Origin of the sequence: Pseudomonas sp. USHLN015 (assembly GCF_037153275.1) — a bacterium.
Taxonomy (GTDB): domain Bacteria; phylum Pseudomonadota; class Gammaproteobacteria; order Pseudomonadales; family Pseudomonadaceae; genus Metapseudomonas; species Metapseudomonas tohonis.
In genome coordinates this window covers 520,863-542,315 of the sequence record NZ_JBBCKP010000002.1, presented here as the reverse complement: position 1 = coordinate 542,315, position 21,453 = coordinate 520,863, and the positions used below count along the sequence as shown (strand labels likewise).

The following is a 21,453-nucleotide window of genomic DNA, read 5'->3' as shown; positions in this document are numbered from 1 at the left end:
CGCTCCGGCAGGAACGAGTTCATTCGCGAACGGCCTTCCCTCTATCCCCTTGTCTCTCAGGCCGGACGCTCGGGCTGAGCGCCTAAGGTTTCGTCCCTCGTGCCAAGCGCGCGATAAAGCGCCTGGCCGCCCAGCTCCAGGGCATCGCCCAGCAGGGCGATGCGTCTGCGCAGGCTGTGCGCGGCTTGCATGGGGCGTCTGCGGGGCGGGGCGACGACTGTCGGTCGCAAGGGTCGCCTCGCTCAGCAGCGGTGACGTATTTCCACACAATCTCCACGGGCGCTGCAAACTGCGTCCACACGGGGGCGGGAGCATGGCTGCACGAACCTTTTCCCGGAGTGCGCCGCATGTATCGCCTGCCCCTGCTTTCCCTCTCGCCCGGCCGTTGGCTGCTGGCGCTGTTCCTCACCCTGGCCGGCGTGTCGCCGTGCCTGGCCGAGGAGGCCTCGGAGCGTGGCGAAAGCCCCTATTTCGCCGTGGACAACGCCGAGCCGGGCGTCGACGGCCTGCCGCTTAAATCCACCCGCGTGGAGGTGCAGGTGCTGGGCGTGATCGCCAACGTCAAGGTCATCCAGCAGTACCGCAACGAGGGCTCGCGAGCCCTGGAGGCGCGCTATGTGTTCCCCGGCTCCACCCGTGCGGCGGTGCACGGCATGACCGTGCGCCTGGGCGACCGTGAGCTGCAGGCGCAGATCCGCGAGAAGCAGAGCGCCCAGCGCGAGTACCAGGAGGCGAAGAGCGCAGGCAAGACCGCCGCGCTGCTGGAGCAGGAGCGCGCCAATGTGTTCCAGATGAGTGTGGCCAATATCCTCCCGGGCGACGTGGTGGACGTGGAGCTGCGCTACACCGAGCTGCTGCTGCCCACCGACGGCACCTACCACTTCGTGTTCCCCACCGTGGTCGGGCCGCGCTACAACGGCGCGCCGGGGCAGGAGAGCCACAAGGCCGAGGCGTGGAGCTCCACGCCGCACCTGGCCGAGGGCGACCCTGGTCGTAGCACCTTCTCGATGCAGGTCGACCTGCAGTCGCCCACCGCCATCGGCGAGGTCGCCTCGCGCACCCATCGCATCCTCCGGCAGACGGTCGCGCCGCGGCACACCCGGGTGACCCTGGAGGACGGGCAGGAGCCGGGCAACAACCGTGACTTCATCCTCGACTACCGCCTGGGCAGCGAGGTGTTCGAGAGCGGCGTGCTGCTCGCCCGTGGCGCCGAGGAGAACTTCTTCCTGGCCATGGTGGCGCCGCCGGCCGCGGTCAAGCCCGGCAGCATCGTGCCGCGCGAGTACATCTTCGTGGTGGATATCTCCGGCTCCATGCACGGCTTCCCGCTGGATACCACCAAGGTCCTGCTGCGCCGCCTGATCGGCGGCCTGCGGCCGATGGACAGCTTCAACGTGCTGCTGTTCTCCGGCAGCAGCAGCCTGCTGGCGCCGCAATCGCAGCCGGCGACCCGGGCCAACATCGAGCAGGCGCTGGCGATGCTCGACACCCAGATGGGCAGCGGCGGCACCGAGCTGCTGCCGGCCTTGCGCCAGGCGCTGGCGATGCCGGCGGATGCCGAGCGGTCGCGTAGCTTCGTGGTGGTCACCGACGGCTACGTGGAGGTGGAGACCGAGGCCTTCGAGCAGGTGCGCAAGAACCTCAGCAAGGCCAACCTGTTCGCCTTCGGCATCGGCAGTTCGGTCAACCGCGAGCTGATCGAGGCTCTGGCGCGGGCCGGGCAGGGCGAGCCCTTCGTGGTGCTCGACGACAGCTCGGCGCAGGCCGAGGCCGACCGCCTGCGGCGGATGATCGACTCGCCCGTGCTGGTGCACCCGAAGCTGTCGTTCAGCGGCCTGGAAACCTACGACGTCGAACCGGTGGCGCTCCCGGACCTGTTCGCCCAGCGTCCGCTGGTGATGTTCGGCAAGTGGCGCGGCGAGCCCCGTGGCGTGCTGCAGGCCGAAGGCATCGCTGCCAGCGGCCCGTGGCGCACCGAGGTGCCGATCGAGGCGGACAAGGTGATCGAGGGCGACCAGGCGCTGACCCATCTCTGGGCACGGCACCGCATCGCCTCGCTGGTGGACCAGGAAAGCCTGGACGGCGGCTTCGGCTACAGCCAGCAGATCCTCGACCTCGGCCTGAAGTACAGCCTGCTGACCCCCTACACCTCGTTCATCGCGGTGGACCAGGTGGTGCGCAACCCCGACCCCGCCGGCAGCACCACGGTCAAGCAGCCGCTGCCGTTGCCCCAGGGGGTGAGCGCCCAGGCCATCGGCACCGCCAGCCCGGCCCCCGCCACCGCCGGTCTGCAGGTATCGAGCACACCGGAGCCGGGCACCTGGGCGATGCTGGCACTGGCCCTGCTGGGCATGGGCTGGGCGACGCGCCGCCAGGTGCGGGGGTGAAGGCCCGCGCGCTGCCGGGCTGGGCCTGGCTGCTGCCACCGGTGCTGGCGCTGTGGCCGGTGTGGCTGTGGAGCCTGCGGCGCATGGGCGATGGCTCGGACGACCCCTACGGGGTGGTTGCGCTGATCGCCCTGCTGCTGGGGCTGGGGCGTGAGCGCCGGGCCTTCCTGGCGGTGCCCCGGCGCGGGTGGTTGCTGGTGTCGCTGGGGCTGGCGGGGCTGGCGCTCCTCGGCAGCGCGCTGATTCCGGCGCTGGGGCGTGGCGTGCTCGCGGTGCTGGCGGTGATCGCCACCACCCTGGCGTTGCGCCGCCCGGGCCAGCCTGTGCTGGCATGGCTGGGGCTGGGCTTGCTGGCGCTGCCGATCCTCTCGTCGCTGCAGTTCTTCGCCGGCTATCCGCTGCGCCTGGTCACCGCCGAAGCCAGCCTCTGGCTGCTGCGCGGGCTGGGGCTGGAGGTGCTGCGCGAGGGCACGGCGCTGGAAGTGGGCGGGCAACTGGTGATGGTGGATGCGCCCTGCTCGGGCGTGCACATGGCCTGGGTGGCCTACTTCACGGCCTTCGCCACCGCCGCCTGGCTGCGCCTCGGCGACGGGCAACTCTTGCGACGCCTGCCGTGGATCGGGCTGCTGGTGCTGGGAGGCAACAGCCTGCGCAACACCCTGCTGGTGCTGCAGGAGACCGGTCAGGCGCTCTGGCCCGGCTGGATGCACGAGGCCACCGGGCTCGTGGTGTTCGTCGGCGTCTGCGCGCTGGTGCTGCGTACCGTGGCGGCGGGGCAGGGCGCAGGCGTGCCGCTGCCGGTGGCGAGCGTGGCCACGGCGTCGCCCTGGCGGGGCGGCGCCCTGGTGGCCGGGGCGTTCCTGTTGCTGGGGCTGGCGTCGTTGCCGGGGCGGGCTGTGGTGGAGGCATCCCCCGCGTCGGCCTTCGTCGAATGGCCGCAGCGCTTCGACGGCGAACGGCTGCGGCCCCTGGCGCTGTCGAAGGTCGAGCAACGCTTCGCCGAGCAGTTCCCCGGCGCCATCGCCCGCTTCAGCACGGGCTCGCGGGTGGTCACCCTGCGCCATGTCACGGCGCCCACGCGCAAGCTGCACCCCGCTGCCGACTGCTACCAGGGCCTGGGTTACGTGATACGCGCCATCGCCTTGCGCCAGCGACCCGGCAACGGCGGGCTGCAGCGCTGTTTCGTCGCCGAGGGGCGGGGTCCTGCGCAGCAGGTCTGCGAGTACATCGAAGACGCCGCCGGGCAGAGCTTCAGCGACAATTCCGCCTGGTACTGGGCGGCGCTCAGCGGCCGCTCCACCGGCCCCTGGCGGGCGGTGACGGTGGCCGAGGCGCTCTAGCGCGGACAGTGGTCGGGCGGGCTGCCCGGCCGGTTTCGAGTCGGGTATACTCGCCGGCTTTTCCGAAAGTTTGCCTGAGAGCGCTTCCAGCCATGGAAATCAACCCGATCCTGAACAGCATCAAGGACCTCTCCGACCGCACCCAGACCATTCGGGGGTATCTTTGACTACGATCACAAGCATGATCGTCTCGTCGAAGTAAACCGCGAACTCGAAGACCCCAACGTCTGGAACAACCCGGAGTACGCCCAGAATCTCGGCCGCGAGCGCTCGCAACTGGCGCAGATCGTCGAGACCCTGGATGAGCTGACCGGCGGCCTGGCCGACTCCCGCGACCTGCTCGACATGGCGGTCGAGGAGAACGACGAAGGCGCCGTGAACGACGTCGCCGCCGAAGTCGAACGCCTGCGCGAGATCCTCGAGAAGCTCGAGTTCCGCCGCATGTTCAGCGGCGAGATGGACCCCAACAACGCCTACCTCGACATCCAGGCCGGTTCCGGCGGCACCGAGGCCCAGGACTGGGCCAACATGCTGCTGCGCATGTACCTGCGCTGGGCCGACAAGAACGGCTTCGCCGCCGAGATCGTTGAGCTGTCCGAGGGCGAAGTCGCCGGCATCAAGGGCGCCACCGTGCACATCAAGGGCGAGTACGCCTTCGGTTGGCTGCGTACCGAGATCGGCGTGCACCGCCTGGTGCGCAAGAGCCCGTTCGACTCCGGCAACCGTCGCCACACCTCGTTCACCGCAGTGTTCGTCTCCCCCGAGATCGACGACAACATCGAGATCGAGATCAACCCGGCCGACCTGCGGATCGACACCTACCGCTCCTCCGGCGCCGGCGGCCAGCACGTGAACACCACCGACTCGGCGGTACGTATCACCCACGTACCGACCAACACCGTGGTCGCGTGCCAGAACGAACGCTCCCAGCACGCCAACAAGGACACCGCCATGAAGATGCTGCGGGCCCGGTTGTACGAGCAGGAGATGCAGAAGCGCACCGCCGCCTCCCAGGCGCTGGAAGACACCAAGTCCGATATCGGCTGGGGCCACCAGATCCGTTCCTACGTGCTCGACCAGTCGCGCATCAAGGACCTGCGGACCGGCGTCGAGCGCAGCGACTGCGACAAGGTGCTGGACGGCGATCTGAACGAGTACCTCGAAGCGAGCCTCAAGCAGGGTCTCTGAGACGGCCGGGCCTGGTCGGACTGCGTTGATAGCACCTGACCTGCGCCCGCCCTCCCTTCACAGCCCTTGCCAAGCGATAACTTTTCACCAGGCGCCAAAACGCCGAAGCAGGAACCACCAAGACCATGAGCGACCAACAACCCGACCAGCACGAACTGCAACAGGAAGAGAACAAGCTGATCGCCCAGCGCAAGGAAAAGCTTGCCGCCGTGCGCGAGGCCAAGGCCATCGCCTTCCCCAACGACTTCCGCCGCGACGCCTACTTCGCGGACCTGCAGAAACAGTACGCGGACAAGACCAAGGAAGAGCTGGAAGCCGCAGCCATCCCGGTCAAGGTCGCCGGTCGCATCATGCTCAACCGCGGTTCCTTCATCGTCCTGCAGGACAGCACCAGCCGCCTGCAGGTCTACGTGAACCGCAAGACCCTGCCGGAAGAGACCCTGGCCGAGATCAAGACCTGGGACCTGGGCGACATCATCGGCGCCGAGGGCACCGTGGCCCGTTCCGGCAAGGGCGACCTGTACGTCGACATGACCAGCGTGCGCCTGCTGACCAAGTCCCTGCGCCCGCTGCCGGACAAGCACCACGGCCTGACCGACACCGAGCAGCGCTACCGCCAGCGCTACGTCGACCTGATCGTCAACGAGGAAACCCGCCACACCTTCCGCGTGCGCTCCCAGGTCATCGCCCACATCCGCCGCTTCCTGTCCGAGCGCGGTTTCCTCGAAGTGGAAACCCCGATGCTGCAGACCATCCCCGGCGGCGCGGCGGCCAAGCCCTTCGAAACCCACCACAACGCCCTGGACATGGCCATGTTCCTGCGCATCGCGCCGGAGCTGTACCTCAAGCGCCTGGTGGTCGGTGGCTTCGAGAAGGTCTTCGAGATCAACCGCAACTTCCGTAACGAAGGCGTCTCGACCCGGCACAACCCCGAGTTCACCATGCTCGAGTTCTACCAGGCCTACGCCGACTACGAAGACAACATGGACCTGACCGAGGAGCTGTTCCGCGAGCTGGCCCAGGCCGTGCTCGGCAGCACCGACGTGCCCTACGGCGACAAGGTCTTCCACTTCGGCGAGCCCTTCGCCCGCCTGTCCGTGTTCGACGCCATCCTCAAGTACAACCCGGAGATCACCGCGGCCGACCTCAACGACGTCGAGAAGGCCCGCGCCATCGCCAAGGCCGCCGGCGCCAAGGTCCTCGGCCACGAAGGCCTGGGCAAGCTGCAGGTGATGATTTTCGAGGAGCTGGTGGAGAGCAAGCTGGAGCAGCCGCACTTCATCACCCAGTACCCCTTCGAGGTGTCCCCGCTGGCCCGCCGCAACGACCAGGACCCGAGCGTCACCGACCGCTTCGAGCTGTTCATCGGTGGCCGCGAGATCGCCAACGCCTACTCCGAGCTCAACGACGCCGAAGACCAGGCCGAGCGCTTCATGCTGCAGGTCAAGGAGAAGGACGCCGGTGACGACGAGGCGATGCACTACGACGCCGACTTCGTCAACGCGCTGGAGTACGGCATGCCGCCCACTGCGGGCGAGGGCATCGGTATCGATCGCCTGGTGATGTTGCTGACCAATTCGCCGTCTATTCGTGACGTCATCCTGTTCCCGCATATGCGGCCCCAGGCCTGACGTGTGAGAAAAGCCGCCTTCGGGCGGTTTTTTCTTGGCCGGCGATGAGTTGAATAGCCGGATAAATGGTCAAAACTGTCTTGCATCCCAGCCGAACCCGGAGGTCCATGAATCTTGCCCAAGTCGTCCCGTAGCGACAGCGCCGCCCAGGCGGCCAGCGCCCTCGCCGAAAGTGTCCAGTACCAGGGTCGCAAGGCCAGCCGGCAGGGCAGCGAGCAACGCCGCCAGGCGATCCTCGATGCCGCCATGCGCATCATCGTGCGCGACGGCGTGCGCGCGGTGCGGCACCGCGCGGTGGCGGCGGAGGCGGAAGTGCCGCTCTCGGCCACCACCTACTATTTCAAGGACATCAACGACCTGATCACCGACACCTTCGCCCAGTTCGTCGAACGCAGCGCCGAAGCCATGGCCGCGTTCTGGGGCAGCGTCGAGGGTGACCTGCAGGGCATGGCGGCGGCACTGAGCCGCGACGGCGCCTCGCGGCGGCAGATGACCGACGAGATCGTCGAGATGGCGATCCAGTACGTGCGCCGCCAGCTGATCGAGAACCGCGTGCAGCTGCTGGCCGAGCAGGCGTTCCGCCAGGAGGCGCTGATCAACCAGGGCCTGCGGCCGCTGGCCGACGCCCATCGCGGAATCCTCTCCCAGGGCGCCGAGCACTTCTTCCAGGTGCTGGGTTCGGATGAGCCGGCGGAGGACGCCAAGGTGTTGACGGCCATCATTCTGCGGATGGAATATCAGGGCCTGCTCGATGGGGTGGACAACCTCGATATCGACGAGATGCGAGCCGTGCTCAAGCGCTACCTCTATCTGGTGATGGGGCTCTAGGACACGGTACGAGACCCCGCATTCAGGCCACCTGTCTTGCGGGGTTTTTCATGGTCACAAGGAGAGCGAAATGAAACCCTGGCGCGCATTGGTCGCCCTGTCCTTCCTGCTATTGAGCGGGTGCCTGGTCACCTTGCGGGACCCGATCCCGGCCCACGAGCCGGCACCGATCCCGCTTTTGGGCGACTGGACGCGCAAGGACGAATGGGGCGAACGCCTCTACCTGGAGATCAGCCGCGCCGGTTCCAACCTCTACAAGGCCCGCACCTACGAGGGCAGCAAGGACAACCTCGACAGCCTCCAGGAATACGGCTTCACCGTCGCCCACCACGGCCGCCGCTGGTACCTCTCCGCCGGGCTGCCAAAGAAGTGGGGCGCCAACTTCGCCGTCGCCGGCTTCGAGCTGACCACCGACAACGAACTGGTGGTCTACAACCTCGATGTCGAACGCCTGCAGCAGGAGCTGGAGCACGGCACCTTCGAAGGCGCCAGCGTGGAGATGCCCGACGGTGACGGCGTGTTGCTGACCACGCCCTGGGAGAAGATCCAGGCCTGGCTGGACGACCCGGCCAACTCCGACGTCTTCGTCGAGGTGGCGCGTTACCAGCGTTCCACCGAGGAGTGAGCATGAGCCGGCGCAAACTGCCCGACGACTACCAGAACATCGTCCGCACCCTGTCCGATCGCATCGTCCACGCGCAGACGCCGATCCGCGTGCTGGATGCCATCAAGTGGGACGACAGCGTTCGCCAGGGCTTTCTCAAGCACAAGGGCAAGGCCATGCCCGAGGTGGACCGCGCCTACTACGAGAGCCGGCCGCTGGCCTTCGACTCCTCGGCGAAGAAGCTGGAATTCCAGAACATCGAGCGCGACATCACCCGCCAACTGGGGCAGTTCAACCCGGTGGGGCAGATCATGCGGCGCATGTGCAAGGAATACCGCATGGTGATCCGCATGCTCGAAGCACGCGGCACCGCCGATTTCGGGTTGATCTCCCAGGAACTCTACGGCGCCGCCACCGACGCCTTCCATGCCGGTGACCCGACCCTTTCCGACCTGGGGCTGATGCTCTCGGACTACCTGAACAAGATCGACGACCGGGGCGACCTCAAGGACGAGCCGAAGACGCTCACGGCCAAGGACGCCGTGGCCATGCTGCAGAGCCGCCTGAGCGCGGTGTTCGGCGAGGGCGACGACACCATCCGCGTGTTCGAGTCCGACGGCATCGTCGCCGACGCCGCCGCAGGTGCCGACTACATCAAGGTGCGCGCCGACGCCATGTTCAACGAGCGCGACGTGCGCGCCCTGGAAGTGCACGAGGGCCTGGTGCACGTCGGCACCACGCTCAACGGGCAGAACCAGCCGATCTGTACCTTCCTGGCCAAGGGCCCGCCGTCCTCCACCGTGACCCAGGAAGGCCTGGCCATCCTCATGGAGGTGATCGCCTTCGCCTCCTACCCCACGCGCCTGCGCAAGCTCACCAACCGCACCCGCGCCATCCACATGGCGGAGGAGGGGGCCGACTTCCTCGAGGTCTACCACTTCTACCGCGAGCAGGGCTACGGCATGGCCGAGAGCTACGGCAGCGCCAGCCGGGTGTTCCGCGGCTCCTCGCCGGACGGCCTGCCCTTCACCAAGGACCTGTCCTACCTGAAGGGCTTCATCATGATCTACAACTACATCCAGCTCGCCGTGCGCAAGGGCAAGCTGGAGCAGATCCCGCTGCTGTTCTGCGGCAAGACCACCCTGGAAGACATGCGCACCCTGCGCCAACTGGTGGACGAAGGCCTGGTGGCACCGCCCAAGTACCTGCCGCCGCAGTTCCGCGACCTCAACGCGCTGTCGGCCTGGATGTGCTTCTCCAACTTCCTCAACCACCTGAGCCTGGACCGCATCGAGGCGGATTACGCGAATATTCTCTAGAGCGGCAAGCTGCAAGCGACAAGCCGCAAGGGGCGAATCCCTGGTGCTCTTGCCGCTTGAAGCTTGCAGCTTGCAGCCAACCGAAGGTTCCCACATGCCCAGCCATCAACTCGACTACGAAATCCTCGGCGCTTCGGCGCAGACCGTGGAGATCATCCTCGACCCGCAGGAAACGGTGATCGCCGAAGCCGGGGCGATGAACTACATGACCGAAGGCATCCGCTTCGAGGCGCGCATGGGCGACGGCTCTTCCAGCGGCGTGCTGGGCAAGCTGTGGGGAGCGGGCAAGCGCCTGCTCACCGGCGAGTCGCTGTTCATGACCCATTTCACCAACGAAGGACGCGGCCAGCAGCGGGTCGGTTTCGCCGCGCCCTACCCGGGCACGGTGGTGCCCATCGACCTCGCCCAGGTCGGCGGGCGCCTGGTGTGCCAGAAGGACGCCTTCCTCTGCGCCGCCCACGGCACCCAGATCGGCATCGCCTTCAACAAGCGCATCGGTGCCGGGTTCTTCGGGGGCGAGGGCTTCATCCTGCAGAAGCTCGAAGGCGATGGGCTGGCCTTCGTGCATGCCGGCGGCACGGTGATCCGCAAGGAGCTGAACAACGAGACCCTGCGCCTGGACACCGGCTGCCTGGTGGCCTTCACCAGCGGCATCGACTACGACATCGGCCTGGCCGGCGGGCTGAAGAGCATGCTCTTCGGCGGCGAGGGCATCCTCCTGGCGACCCTCAAGGGCACCGGCACGGTGTGGATCCAGAGCCTGCCGTTCTCGCGCCTGGCCGAGCGCATCTACGAAGCCACCTTCAAGGCGCGCGAGGAAACCCGCGCCGGCGGCAAGTGATCCGTCCCGGCGTCCTGCTGCTGCTCCTGTTGCTGCAGGGCTGCAGCGGGTTGCTGTTCTACCCCGAGCGCCAGCTGCCCTTCACCCCGGAGCGCGCCGGCCTGGCCTACCGCGACGTCCAACTGCTCACCGCCGATGGCGTGCGGCTGCACGGCTGGTGGCTGCCGGCGGCGCCGGGCAAGGCGGTCAAGGGCACGGTGCTGCACCTGCACGGCAACGGCGGCAACCTCGCCTCGCACCTGGGTGGCAGCTGGTGGTTGCCCGAGCAGGGCTACCAGGTGCTGCTACTGGACTACCGGGGCTACGGCCGCTCCGAGGGCAGCGCCTCGCTGCCGGCGGTCTACCAGGACATCGACGCCGCCTTCGCCTGGCTCGACCAGGCCCCCGAGGTGAGCGGCAAGCCCCTGGTGCTGCTCGGCCAGAGCCTCGGTGGCGCCCTGGCGGTGCATTACCTGGGCGAACACCCCGAGCGCCGCGCCCAGCTGCGCGCCCTGGTGCTCGACGGCGTGCCGGCCAGTTACCGTGACGTGGCTCAATTCACCCTGGGCAATGGCTGGTTAACCTGGCCGCTCCAGGTGCCGCTGTCCTGGCTGGTGCCTGATGGCGACAGCGCGATCGGCGCGATTTCCACGCTGCAAGGCTTGCCGATGCTGATCTACCACAGCATCGACGACCCGGTGGTGCCTCTTTCCAACGGCGTGCGCTTGTATCAAGCTGCGCCGCCGCCGCGGGTGTTCCAGCCGACTCGCGGTGGCCATGTGCAGACCTTCGCCGACCCCACCTGGCGGGAGGTGATGCTGCGCTACCTCGAAGACCCGAAAGGTTTCGTCGGGCTGCGACGGCTGGCTGAAGTCCCGAATACAGAGAGTCCCCAATGAGCGAACGCAACCCCATCCCGCTGATCCTCACCGGCGTCGGCACCATCATCGGCACCGTGATGGTCCTCTGGTACTACGGCTACCTGCACTTCGCCAAACCGGAAGATGCGCTGCTGCTGTCCGACTTCACCATGCTCAAGACCATCCCGGGCGAGGACTACAAGATTTCCCTGACCCCGGCCACCCAGGTCGCCCAGTGCATCGATGGCGTCCTGGTGCTGTTCGACACCGAGCAGAAGGGCCTGACCGGCGTGCTGGTGAACAACAAGAAGCAGGCCGTGCGCTGCATGGGCCAGGAGACCCCGCAAGAGGTCAAGTGAGGACGCGATGAAGATCGAGGTCTGGCAGGGCGACATCACCCGCCTGGACGTGGACGCCATCGTCAACGCGGCCAATTCCTCCCTGCTCGGCGGCGGTGGCGTCGATGGCGCGATCCACCGCGCGGCGGGGCCGGAACTCGTCGCCCACTGCCGCATCGTCGGCGGCTGCCCCACGGGCGAGGCGCGCATCACCCCGGGCTTCCGCCTGCCGGCGCGCTTCGTGATCCACACGGTCGGGCCGGTCTGGCGCGGGGGCGACAATGGCGAGCCCGAGCTGCTCGCCGGCTGCTACCGCAACAGCCTGGCCCTGGCCGAGGCCGAAGGTCTGGCCAGCATCGCCTTCCCGGCCATCAGCTGCGGCATCTACGGCTATCCACTGCACGCCGCCGCGCAGGTCGCCATCGCCGAGCTGCGCCGCCCGCGCCCGGCCGGCAGCACCCTGCAGCGGGCGGTGCTGGTGGCCTTCTCCGAGGACATGGCGCGCCTCTACCGCGAAGCCCTGGCCTGACCCTGGCTCCGCCTCGGGCTACGCAACTGGCATGACCCCGTGCCGATCCTGACGCCGCTTGGTGGAGGTAAAAAGCGACCTCCACCCTACGCAGTGGTCATGTCCGTGCGGTGGGTCCGGCTGCTTTTGCAGGGGCGACTTTAGTCGCCAAGCGGCACGCAGCGCCGCCATTCGCTCAGCGCGCCCCGCGCAACAACCGCAACCCGTTGAACACCACCAGCAGGCTCGCGCCCATGTCGGCGAACACGGCCATCCACAGGGTGCCCATGCCGGCCAGGGTGAGGGCGAGGAACAGGGCCTTGATGCCCAGCGCGAGGACGATGTTCTGCACCAGCACCGCGTGGGTACGGCGCGAGAGGCGGATGAACAGCGGCAGCTTGCGCAGGTCGTCGTCCATCAGCGCCACGCCGGCGGTCTCGATGGCGGTGTCGGTGCCGGCGGCGCCCATGGCGAAGCCGATGTCGGCGCGGGCCAGGGCGGGCGCGTCGTTGATGCCGTCGCCGACCATGCCGATGCGCTGGCCGCCCTGCTGGCGCCGTTCCACTTCGCGCAGCTTGTCCTCGGGCAACAGGTTGCCCAGGGCTTCATCTATGCCCACCTGGGCGGCGATGGCGGCGGCGGTGTGCGGGTTGTCGCCGGTCAGCATCAGGGTGCGTACGCCCAGTTCGTGCAGCTCGGTCACCGCTTCGCGGCTGGTCTCGCGCACGCCGTCGGCCACCGCGAACAGCGCCAGCGGGCCTTCGGCGTCGAGCAGGACGATGGCGGTCTTGCCTTCGCGCTCGAGGATATCCAGGCGCATTTCCAAGGTCGTCGAGCACAGGCCCAGTTCTTCCACCAGGCGGTGGTTGCCGAGGTGGTAGGGCTGGCCATCGATCACGCCCCGGACCCCGCGCCCCGGCAGTGCGGCCAGCTCGTCGACGCCATACAGGGCGATGCCGTCGGTTTCCGCCGCGCGGGCCAGGGCCTGCGACACCGGGTGGTCCGAGCGGGCGGCGAGGCTGGCGGCGAGACGGCGCGGGTCGCGGCCGGCGCCCTCGCGCAGGGGCAGGTAGTCGGTCTGCTGCGGGCGGCCTTCGGTGAGGGTGCCGGTCTTGTCGAGGGCGACCCAGGCCAGTTGGCGGCCCATTTCCAGGAACACGCCGCCCTTGACCAGCACGCCACGGCGCGCGGCGGCGGCCAGGCCGCTGACCAGGGTCACCGGGGTGGAGATCACCAGGGCGCAGGGGCAGGCGATCACCAGCAGCACCAGGGCGCGGTACACCCAGTCGAGCCAGGCGCCCTGCATCAGCAGCGGCGGCAGCACGGCGGTGAGCAACGCCAGGGCGAACACCGTGGGGGTGTAGATGCGCGAGAAGCTGTCGACGAAGCGCTGGGTCGGCGCGCGGGTGCCCTGGGCCTCTTCCACCGCATGGATGATGCGCGCCAGGGTGCTGTCGTTGGCGGCACGGGTGACGCGGTATTCCAGCTCGCCTTCACCATTGATGGTGCCGGCGAACAGCGGGTCGCCCGGCTCCTTGTCTACCGGCAGGCTCTCGCCGGTGATGGGCGCCTGGTTGACGCCGGAGCGGCCGGCCAGCAACTCGCCGTCCAGGGCGATGCGTTCGCCGGGGCGCACCCGCACCCGGGCGTCGGGGCCTACGTCGCTGGCCGGGATTTCCCGCCACTGGCCGTCCACCAGCACGGTGGCCTGCTGCGGGGCGAGGTCGAGCAGGCCACGGATGGCGTTGCGCGCGCGGTCCAGCGACTTGGCCTCGATCAGCTCGGCGAGGGCGAACAGCACGCTGACCATGGCCGCTTCCGGCCACTGGCCGATCAGCATGGCGCCGGTCACGGCGATGCTCATCAGTGCGTTGATGTTGAGGTTGAGGTTCTTCAGGGCGATCCAGCCCTTGCGGTAGGTGGGCAGGCCGGCGGTGACGATGGCCAGCAGCGCCAGGCCGGCTTCCAGCCAGGCGGGCCCGAAGCCGAACCATTCGCAGGCCTCGGCGGCCAGTGCGGCGACGCCGGCCAGGGCCAGCGGCCACCAGGGTTTGTCGGCGGCCCTGGCAGGCGGTGCGGCGGTGTCCAGCGGTTCGGCCTGCATGCCCAGTTGGGCCACCAGTTTCTGCAACGGCGCCAGCTCGGCGAAGCGGTGCTGCACCTTCAGCACGCGTTGTATCAGGTTGAATTCCAGCGCCTCGATGGCCGCGACCTTGCCGAGTGCGTCGCGCAGCAGGCGCTCCTCGGTGGGGCAGTCCATGGCCTCGATGCGCAGGCTGCTCCAGCGCAGCTCGCCGAGCGGCGAATCGGTCGCGACCTTCACCTCGGCAGGCTGCGCGCGAGCATGGCCATGATCGTGATCGTGATCGTGATCGTGATCGTGATCGTGCCCGTGGCCATGTTCGTGCCGCGCCGGGCTGCCGGCCAGGCTCGAATGGTCGTGGTTGCAGCAGTTGTCCTTGCTCATCGCGGGACTCCATTGACGGGAATGGTGCTCATTGCACACCCTGTAGCAACTACAGAGTCAAGCAGGGGAATGGAACGATGAAGATCGGCGAGCTGGCGGGACTGACCGACTGCCCGGTGGAAACCATCCGCTACTACGAGCGCGAAGGCCTGTTGCCCGAGCCTGCCCGCAGCGAGGGCAACTACCGCCAGTACACCCAGGCGCATGTCGAGCGCCTAGCCTTCATCCGCCATTGCCGTTCGCTGGACATGACCCAGCAGGAGATCCGCGAACTGCTGCGCCTGCGCGACAGCCCCGAGGCGGACTGCACCGCCGCCAACCGGCTGATCGACGAGCATATCCACCATGTGGAGGTGCGCATCGCCGAGCTGCGTTCGCTGCAGGAGCAACTGCGCCAGCTGCGTGCCCATTGCCAGACCGCCGGCAGCAGCGAGTCCTGCGGCATCCTCCGCGAACTGGAGCAGCCGGCGCCGCCGAGCGTGATTTCCGATTCCTGCGCCGAGGCGGGGCACCTGCATGTGCCGGGGGTGCACAAGCGGCATTGAGAGCGCGGCGTTTCCTCTGCAACGGTGTGCCGCACACGATTGCGCCTGGTGGATGAAAAGAGCGTCATCCACCCTTCACAGCGGTCATGTCCATGCGATGGCTCGGCAGGCTCTTTGTAGGGGCGACTTCAGTCGCCAAGCGGTGCGCAGCACCGCCATCCTCGGGCTACCGGACTTCGAACACGAAGGGGTTCTGTGGATCGGGGAACTGCAGGCGATGGTGTTCCGCGGGTGTCTTGCTGCCGGGTTGCAGGTAGTCCACCCGCAGGCCAATCGGCTCGTTATCGACGGTTTCTTCGAGGTAGACGTTGTCCGGGTAGAGGAAGCCGCCCTGGGGGGCTTCGCGCACTGCCGCACAGGATGCGAACAGTGGTGGCAGGTCGTAGAGCGCCTGATCGTGCACCAGCAGGACCTGGGTGTAGCGGTCGGCGCGGCCGTTGCCCTTGGCGGGCAGCTCCAGGCAATAGGCTTCACCTCTACGCCAGGCCGTGATGCCGTAGAGCCCCTCCGGGTCCATCGACGCCCCGACTCGCCATTGCGCCGGGGCGAGCTCGACGGCTTCGCCCAGTAGCCAGTGGCGTTCGCCGATGTCCAGGCGCTGGCCGTCGAAGGCGATCTCGGGCATGCCGGCCGGAGCCGCGTCCGGCAGCTCGCCCGGTATGCTCCATAGCTCGGAGTCGTAGCGCTTCACCGCTGCCGCCATGGCGTTGACCCACAGGCACTGCTGCGCCTCGGTGCAGGCCAGGTGAAGCGGGCTGCCGGGGCCTTCGAAGGTGTTGTCGCCGAGGGAGCGGTAGAAGGCTTCATAGCCGTCGAAGCGTGGCGCCTGTGCCTGCGCGGCGAAGGGCAGGGCGGCGCACAGGGCGAGTGCCAGGAAGTGGCGTGGAGGTGGGGTGGGCGACATGGTCGCTGATCTCCGGAAGGCGATGGGCATGCATCCTAGCGAGGCGGCCGGTTTTGCGGGAGCGGTGATCGGCGTGGCGCCAAGTCGCGCACAAAAAAGCCCGCCTGGCGGCGGGCTTTTCCGTTGGCGACGGATCAGAGCGCGGCGCGCGGGGCGACCGGGCCGGGACCGTTGGCGATGGTCACTTCCACGCGGCGGTTCAGCGAGCGGGACGAGGCGGTGTCATTGCTGGCCACCGGGTAGTCCTTGCCGAAACCGTGGGTGGTGACCCGCGTCGGGTTGACGCCCATGGCCACCAGGGCGCGACGTACCGAGTCGGCGCGGGCCTGGGACAGGCGCAGGTTGTGGTCGACGGTGCCGGTGTTGTCGGTGAAGCCTTCCACCACCACCTGGCGATCCGGGTTCTGCAACAGGAAGTTGCCCAGTTGCTGGACGTTGTTCATGCCGTTGGGGGTCAGCTCGGCACGGTCCACTTCGAACAGCACGTCGCCCAGGGTCACCACCTGGCCACGGTCGGTCTGCTTGGCCTTGAGCTGGTTGACCAGCACGTCCACCTGCTGGTTGCGGGCATCCAGCTGGGCTTGGGTGCGCTGGGCCGGCGCGTTGGCCAGGGCCTCTTCGGCGGCCTTCTGCTTGATGGTCTGGCGGGCCAGTTCGACGCGCTGGTTGGTGAGGTAGGCGAGCTGGTCGACCTGCACCTGGTCCTGCTTGTCGGCATAGGCCTGCTCGGCACGGCTCAGCATGTCGCCGGCTTCCTTGGTTTCCAGCGCGGCCAGGGTGCTGGCTTGCGGCTCGGCCTGCAGCTCGGAATAGTTGGTGCGGGCCTGGTCAAGGTTGGGGTTGGGCTTGGAGGCGCAGGCCACCAGCGCCAGGCTGAGTACGGAGAGGGCGGAAACTGTGATCAGCTTGTTCATGACGGATCATCCTTATCGATGCGGAAAGAGGGCGGCGCGGATCACTGCAGAATGATCGGCTGGCGCGAGCCTTCCTCGCGAATCTGCTGGACGCCCTTCTGGGCGTCGTCCAGGGTTTTCTGGGCCTTGGTGGCCAGGGCCTTGCGCTCGGCGACACGGGCGTCCCACTCGGCCTGCTCGGCGATGCGGCGGGCTTCGTCGTAACGCTCTTCACGCAGCAGGTTTTCGGCCTGGGCCAGTTTGTCCTGGGCGGTCTTCATCTCGACCGGCGCGTATTGCGGGGCACCCGCGCTGACGGCGCTCTTGACCACGGTGTTGGTCACGGCGAACTGCTCGGTGGGCGGATTGCCGGCGCAACCGGCGAGCAGCACGGTGCCACCTGCTACCAGGGCGGTCATGACTGTTCTGCGAATCGTTACAGCAGGGCTTGTCTTCATGATGTTCAGCTCCATTGGAAATACCACGCCATTTCGTTTCTCATGGCAACTTGCCTACCAGGTGCATGCTTTTGACCGCTAAATCGACGATTTTCCGCCAAAAATTCGCCGATCAATGGTTGATGCGCTGGCTTGTCTTTTGTGACAGGGCGCTTTTCGAAAATGTTCAATAAAATTTACGGAGAATGGTTGGAAGCCCCGCAGCGCAAGGCCTGCGGCCGAGAGATAGAGGCGCTGGCACGGTGTTCGAGCCGTGCGAGCCTGTGCGGGAGGATGGCGAGGAAGTTGAAGCGGCCCCCGTTGCGGGGGCCGGGTTCGGGAACGTCAGTGCTCGATGCTGCCCTGCTGCTGTTCGAGCAGGCGCAGGTGCTTGCGTGAAAGGGCGAGGAAGCGTGGCGTGGGGCCGATGTCCTCGAAGAGCGGGTCGCCCTGCTCGTCGGTCGCCACCACCTGGCTGCCCTTGACGTAGGGCAGGCTGGCCTCGAGTTCTTCGAGGGCGCAGCCGAGCAGTTCGCCCAGGAGCTCCTCGATACTGCGCTTGGGGTACATCTCGTTGAGGGCGGCGAGTCGCGCCGCGGATTCCACGTCCAGGTGGATGTTGTAGCGGCTGCGGGTCAGGCGACCCTTGGCGTTGCTTTCCCAATGGCGGATCAGTTCGCGGATCTTCATGGTCACCTCGTGCCGGGCCCGCTCGTGGCGGGCATCTGCTGGAGGTCGGCGGCGTAGACCGTCGGCCGGCGGGCACTTCTGGTGCCCGCCTGCTTTGAGCCTAGCTCGCCGGGGGCCATGCAGCGGCATGGCGTCGCACCCTTGTAAGTCGATGGCGCCCTCGGCACTCTGGACGCTCGACATCTCTCTGGGGAGCCTGTCATGGCGGAAATCGACGCACGCCTGCGCGAAGACGTTCACCTGCTCGGCGAATTGCTGGGCAACACCATCCGCGCCCAGCAGGGCGAGGCCTTCCTGGACAAGATCGAGCGCATCCGCAAGGGCGCCAAGGCGGCCCGCAAGGGCTCACGGCAGGGCGAGCAGCAGCTCAACGAGGCGCTCGACGGGCTCACGGCCGACGAACTGCTGCCGGTGGCCCGTGCCTTCAACCAGTTCCTCAACCTGGCCAACATCGCCGAGCAGTACCACCGTATCCGCCGGCGTGGGCCGCAGGAACCCGAACTCTTCGAGAACCGCGTGCTGCCCGAGCTGTTGCAGCGCCTGGGCGCCGCCGGCCATTCGCCGGAGCAGCTGGCGCGGCAGGTGGCGCGGCTGGACATCGAGCTGGTGCTGACCGCGCATCCGACCGAGGTGGCGCGGCGCACGCTGATCCAGAAATACGACGCCATGGCCGCGCAGCTGGCGGCCCAGGACCACGGCGACCTCAGCGAGGGCGAGCGGGCGCGGGTGCATACCGCGCTGGAGCGGCTGATCGCCGAGGCCTGGTTCACCGACGAGATCCGCCGCAGCCGGCCGACGCCAGTGGACGAAGCCAAGTGGGGCTTCGCGGTGATCGAGCATTCCCTCTGGCAGGCGCTGCCGGAATTCCTCCGCCAGACCGACCGCGCGCTGTTCGCCGCCACCGGCCTGCACCTGCCGCTCTCCGCCGCACCGGTGCGCTTCGCCTCGTGGATGGGCGGCGATCGCGACGGCAACCCCAACGTCACCGCGGCGGTGAGCCGCGAGGTGCTGCTGCTGGCGCGCTGGATGGCCGCCGATCTCTACCTGCGCGATGTCGACCACCTGGCCGCCGAGCTTTCCATGCACCAGGCCAGTGATGAGTTGCGCGTGCGGGTGGGCGTGCATCCAGAGCCCTATCGCGCCCTGCTCAAGCAGCTGCGCGAGCGCCTGCGGGCGACCCGGGCCTGGGCCCAGGCGGCGTTGCAGGGCGAGGTGGCGCCCGGCCCCGAGGTGCTGCAGGACAACCAGCAACTGCTCGAACCCCTGGAGCTCTGCTACCACTCGTTGCACGCCTGTGGCATGGGCGTGATCGCCGACGGTGCCTTGCTCGACTGCTTGCGCCGGGCGGCGTGCTTCGGGCTGTTCCTGGTCCGCCTCGACGTGCGCCAGGACTCCGCGCGCCACCGTGCGGCCCTGGCGGAGATCACCGACTACCTCGGCCTGGGCGACTACGCGGCCTGGGACGAAGACGCGCGCCTGGCCTTCCTCCAGCGCGAGCTGGACAACCGCCGGCCGCTGCTGCCGCCGCACTTCCGGCCGTCCGCCGACACCGCCGAAGTGCTCGCCACCTGCCGCGTGGTGGCCGCGGCGCCGGCGGCGTCCCTGGGCTCCTACGTCATCTCCATGGCTGGTGCGCCGTCCGATGTGCTGGCCGTGCAACTGCTGCTGAAGGAGGCCGGGCTGCAACGGCCGATCCGCGTGGTGCCGCTGTTCGAGACCCTCGCGGACCTCGACAACGCCGCACCGGCCATCGAGCGGCTGCTCGGGCTGCCCGGCTACCGCTCACGCCTGCATGGCCCGCAGGAGGTGATGATCGGCTATTCCGACTCGGCCAAGGACGCCGGCACCACGGCCGCCGCCTGGGCCCAGTACCGCGCGCAGGAGGCGCTGGTGGAAACCTGCCGCCGGCACCAGGTCGAGTTGCTGCTGTTCCATGGCCGAGGCGGCACCGTCGGGCGTGGCGGCGGCCCGGCCCACGCGGCGATCCTGTCGCAACCGCCGGGCTCGGTGGCGGGGCGTTTCCGCACCACCGAGCAGGGCGAGATGATCCGCTTCAAGTTCGGCCTGCCGGACATCGCCGTGCAGAACCTCAACCTCTACCTGGCCGCCGTGCTGGAGGCGACCCTGCTGCCGCCGCCGCAACCCGAGCCCGCGTGGCGCGCGGCGATGGACCGCCTGGCCGGCGAAGGCGTGGCCGGCTACCGCGCGGTGGTGCGCGAGCATCCGCAATTCGTCGAGTACTTCCGCCAGGCCACGCCCGAGCAGGAGTTGGGGCGCCTGCCCCTGGGCAGCCGCCCGGCCAGGCGCCGCGCCGGCGGCGTGGAGAGCCTGCGGGCGATCCCCTGGATCTTCGCCTGGACCCAGACCCGGCTGATGCTGCCGGCCTGGCTGGGCTGGGAGCGTGCGTTGCGCAACGCGGTGGAGCGGGGCGAGATGGCGCTGCTGCAGGAGATGCGCGAGCACTGGCCGTTCTTCGCCACCCGCATCGACATGCTGGAAATGGTCCTGGCCAAGGCCGATGCCACCATCGCCGAACGCTATGACATGCGGCTGGTGGAAGAGCGGCTGTTGCCGCTGGGTGCGCATCTACGCGACCTATTGTCGCAGGCCTGTACGACCGTACTAGGCCTGACCGGTCAGTCCGAGCTGCTGGCGTCCAGTCCGGAGACCCGTGAGGCCATCAGTGTGCGCAACACCTACCTCGACCCGTTGCACCTGCTCCAGACGGAGCTTCTGGCCCGTTCGAGGCGCGCGGAAAACGCTGCCGAAGGCCCCCTGGAACAGGCGTTGCTGGTGAGTGTGGCGGGCATCGCGGCGGGGCTCAGGAACACCGGCTGAAGGGGCTTCTTATCCGACTTTCGGTGGCTTGTGCGGCATAGGGGTGCTGTGTATCTTGATCAACCTTTTGGCCGCTCAACGACGCCGAAACCCGATACTGAGATTGGCCCCAAGAGGCGAATCCGAGACTTCAAAACAATCTTGAGGAGCACATCGATGCGCGTGATTCTGCTGGGGGCGCCCGGTGCCGGAAAAGGTACCCAGGCTGGTTTCATCACCAAGAAATTCGCTATTCCGCAAATCTCCACCGGCGACATGCTGCGCGCAGCGGTCAAGGCGGGCACCGAGCTCGGCCTGAAGGCCAAGAGCGTGATGGATGCCGGCGGCCTGGTTTCCGATGACCTGATCATCAACCTGGTCAAGGAGCGCATCGCCCAACCCGACTGCGCCAACGGCTTCCTCTTCGACGGCTTCCCGCGCACCATCCCCCAGGCCGAAGCCCTGAAGGACGCCGGCGTCGCCATCGACCACGTGGTCGAGATCGCCGTGGACGACGAAGAGATCGTCGGCCGCATCGCCGGTCGCCGTGTGCACCCGGCCTCGGGTCGCGTCTACCACACCGAGCATAACCCGCCCAAGGTCGCCGGCAAGGACGACGAAACCGGCGAGGACCTGATCCAGCGCGACGACGACAAGGAAGAGACCGTGCGTCATCGCCTGTCCGTCTACCACTCGCAGACCAAGCCGCTGGTGGACTTCTACCAGAAGCTGTCGGCCGCCCAGGGCACCCCGAAGTACAGCGCCATCGCTGGCGTGGGCAGCGTGGAAGAGATCACCGCCAAGGTGTTCGCCGCGCTTTCCTGATCGAACGACGATCGATTCGACCAACGGCCCGCTTGCGGGCCGTTGGCGTTTA

Annotated in this window: 20 protein-coding genes; 14 read left to right on the top strand and 6 right to left on the bottom strand. The window is 67.9% G+C overall.

Going from position 1 to position 21,453, the window contains the following annotated elements; all coding sequences use genetic code 11:
- Positions 1 to 56 precede the first annotated feature (56 nt).
- Positions 57 to 191 (bottom strand): hypothetical protein, encoded by a 135-nt coding sequence (locus tag WFQ67_RS05775; protein ID WP_280527439.1) that lies wholly within the window; start codon positions 189 to 191, stop codon positions 57 to 59.
- Positions 192 to 347: 156 nt separating this feature from the next.
- Here WFQ67_RS05775 and WFQ67_RS05770 point away from each other — a divergent pair, with 156 nt between their 5' ends.
- From WFQ67_RS05770 to WFQ67_RS05720, 11 genes are all read left to right on the top strand, one after another.
- Positions 348 to 2,387 (top strand): VIT domain-containing protein, encoded by a 2,040-nt coding sequence (locus tag WFQ67_RS05770; protein WP_337056371.1) that lies wholly within the window; start codon positions 348 to 350, stop codon positions 2,385 to 2,387.
- Positions 2,384 to 3,727 carry an exosortase Q gene (gene xrtQ / locus WFQ67_RS05765; RefSeq protein WP_213625959.1) on the top strand — a complete coding sequence of 448 codons (1,344 nt, stop codon included), beginning with the start codon at positions 2,384 to 2,386 and terminating at the stop codon, positions 3,725 to 3,727. Before WFQ67_RS05770 ends, xrtQ begins: the two co-directional genes overlap by 4 nt.
- Before the next feature lie 92 nt (positions 3,728 to 3,819).
- Positions 3,820 to 4,915, top strand: a protein-coding gene (gene prfB / locus WFQ67_RS05760; RefSeq protein ID WP_173176085.1) for a peptide chain release factor 2 whose coding sequence is annotated in 2 segments (ribosomal slippage) — positions 3,820 to 3,891 and positions 3,893 to 4,915 — 1,095 coding nt in all. Because the reading frame shifts where the segments join, the coding sequence is not laid out codon by codon here.
- Between the two features lie 125 nt (positions 4,916 to 5,040).
- Positions 5,041 to 6,546, top strand: a complete 1,506-nt coding sequence (lysS, locus tag WFQ67_RS05755; protein ID WP_173176087.1) for a lysine--tRNA ligase — start codon at positions 5,041 to 5,043, stop codon at positions 6,544 to 6,546.
- 114 nt (positions 6,547 to 6,660) lie between these two features.
- Positions 6,661 to 7,374 (top strand): TetR/AcrR family transcriptional regulator, encoded by a 714-nt coding sequence (locus WFQ67_RS05750; protein WP_173176089.1) that lies wholly within the window; start codon positions 6,661 to 6,663, stop codon positions 7,372 to 7,374.
- A 70-nt stretch (positions 7,375 to 7,444) separates the two neighbouring features.
- A complete protein-coding gene (locus WFQ67_RS05745) occupies positions 7,445 to 7,999 on the top strand; it encodes a hypothetical protein (protein WP_173176091.1) in 555 nt (184 codons plus the stop codon).
- A gap of 2 nt (positions 8,000 to 8,001) precedes the next feature.
- Positions 8,002 to 9,297, top strand: a complete 1,296-nt coding sequence (locus WFQ67_RS05740; RefSeq protein ID WP_213625957.1) for a flavohemoglobin expression-modulating QEGLA motif protein — start codon at positions 8,002 to 8,004, stop codon at positions 9,295 to 9,297.
- A 94-nt stretch (positions 9,298 to 9,391) separates the two neighbouring features.
- Positions 9,392 to 10,138 (top strand): TIGR00266 family protein, encoded by a 747-nt coding sequence (locus tag WFQ67_RS05735; RefSeq protein ID WP_213625956.1) that lies wholly within the window; start codon positions 9,392 to 9,394, stop codon positions 10,136 to 10,138.
- A complete protein-coding gene (locus WFQ67_RS05730; protein WP_337056369.1) occupies positions 10,135 to 11,016 on the top strand; it encodes an alpha/beta hydrolase in 882 nt (293 codons plus the stop codon). The genes WFQ67_RS05735 and WFQ67_RS05730 overlap by 4 nt, the downstream gene beginning before the upstream one ends.
- Positions 11,013 to 11,336 (top strand): hypothetical protein, encoded by a 324-nt coding sequence (locus WFQ67_RS05725; RefSeq protein WP_111262298.1) that lies wholly within the window; start codon positions 11,013 to 11,015, stop codon positions 11,334 to 11,336. Before WFQ67_RS05730 ends, WFQ67_RS05725 begins: the two co-directional genes overlap by 4 nt.
- 7 nt (positions 11,337 to 11,343) lie before the next feature.
- Complete coding sequence (locus WFQ67_RS05720) at positions 11,344 to 11,844, top strand: O-acetyl-ADP-ribose deacetylase (protein WP_337056368.1); 501 nt, start codon at positions 11,344 to 11,346, stop codon at positions 11,842 to 11,844.
- Positions 11,845 to 12,019: 175 nt separating this feature from the next.
- Here WFQ67_RS05720 and WFQ67_RS05715 read toward each other — a convergent pair whose 3' ends face one another.
- A complete protein-coding gene (locus tag WFQ67_RS05715; RefSeq protein ID WP_337056367.1) occupies positions 12,020 to 14,290 on the bottom strand; it encodes a heavy metal translocating P-type ATPase in 2,271 nt (756 codons plus the stop codon).
- 77 nt (positions 14,291 to 14,367) lie between these two features.
- Between WFQ67_RS05715 and cadR the strand changes: the two genes are divergently transcribed.
- Positions 14,368 to 14,835 carry a Cd(II)/Pb(II)-responsive transcriptional regulator gene (gene cadR, locus WFQ67_RS05710; protein ID WP_213625952.1) on the top strand — a complete coding sequence of 156 codons (468 nt, stop codon included), beginning with the start codon at positions 14,368 to 14,370 and terminating at the stop codon, positions 14,833 to 14,835.
- Positions 14,836 to 15,001: 166 nt separating this feature from the next.
- Here cadR and WFQ67_RS05705 read toward each other — a convergent pair whose 3' ends face one another.
- The 4 genes from WFQ67_RS05705 to WFQ67_RS05690 form a co-directional block, all read right to left on the bottom strand.
- On the bottom strand, positions 15,002 to 15,739 hold the full coding sequence (locus WFQ67_RS05705; protein ID WP_337056366.1) for a hypothetical protein: 738 nt from the start codon (positions 15,737 to 15,739) through the stop codon (positions 15,002 to 15,004).
- A 134-nt stretch (positions 15,740 to 15,873) separates the two neighbouring features.
- Positions 15,874 to 16,653 carry an OmpA family protein gene (locus tag WFQ67_RS05700; protein WP_337056365.1) on the bottom strand — a complete coding sequence of 260 codons (780 nt, stop codon included), beginning with the start codon at positions 16,651 to 16,653 and terminating at the stop codon, positions 15,874 to 15,876.
- Positions 16,654 to 16,694: 41 nt separating this feature from the next.
- Complete coding sequence (locus WFQ67_RS05695; protein WP_213625949.1) at positions 16,695 to 17,105, bottom strand: DUF4398 domain-containing protein; 411 nt, start codon at positions 17,103 to 17,105, stop codon at positions 16,695 to 16,697.
- 309 nt (positions 17,106 to 17,414) lie between these two features.
- Positions 17,415 to 17,759: a pilin assembly protein gene (locus WFQ67_RS05690; protein WP_213625948.1), complete on the bottom strand. Its 345-nt coding sequence runs from the start codon at positions 17,757 to 17,759 to the stop codon at positions 17,415 to 17,417.
- Positions 17,760 to 17,960: 201 nt separating this feature from the next.
- Between WFQ67_RS05690 and ppc the strand changes: the two genes are divergently transcribed.
- Together ppc and adk are read left to right on the top strand one after the other, a co-directional pair.
- A complete protein-coding gene (gene ppc / locus WFQ67_RS05685) occupies positions 17,961 to 20,597 on the top strand; it encodes a phosphoenolpyruvate carboxylase (RefSeq protein WP_337056364.1) in 2,637 nt (878 codons plus the stop codon).
- Positions 20,598 to 20,753: 156 nt separating this feature from the next.
- Positions 20,754 to 21,401, top strand: coding sequence for an adenylate kinase (gene adk, locus WFQ67_RS05680; RefSeq protein WP_111262289.1), 648 nt, complete (start codon positions 20,754 to 20,756; stop codon positions 21,399 to 21,401).
- The last annotated feature ends 52 nt before the right edge of the window (positions 21,402 to 21,453 follow it).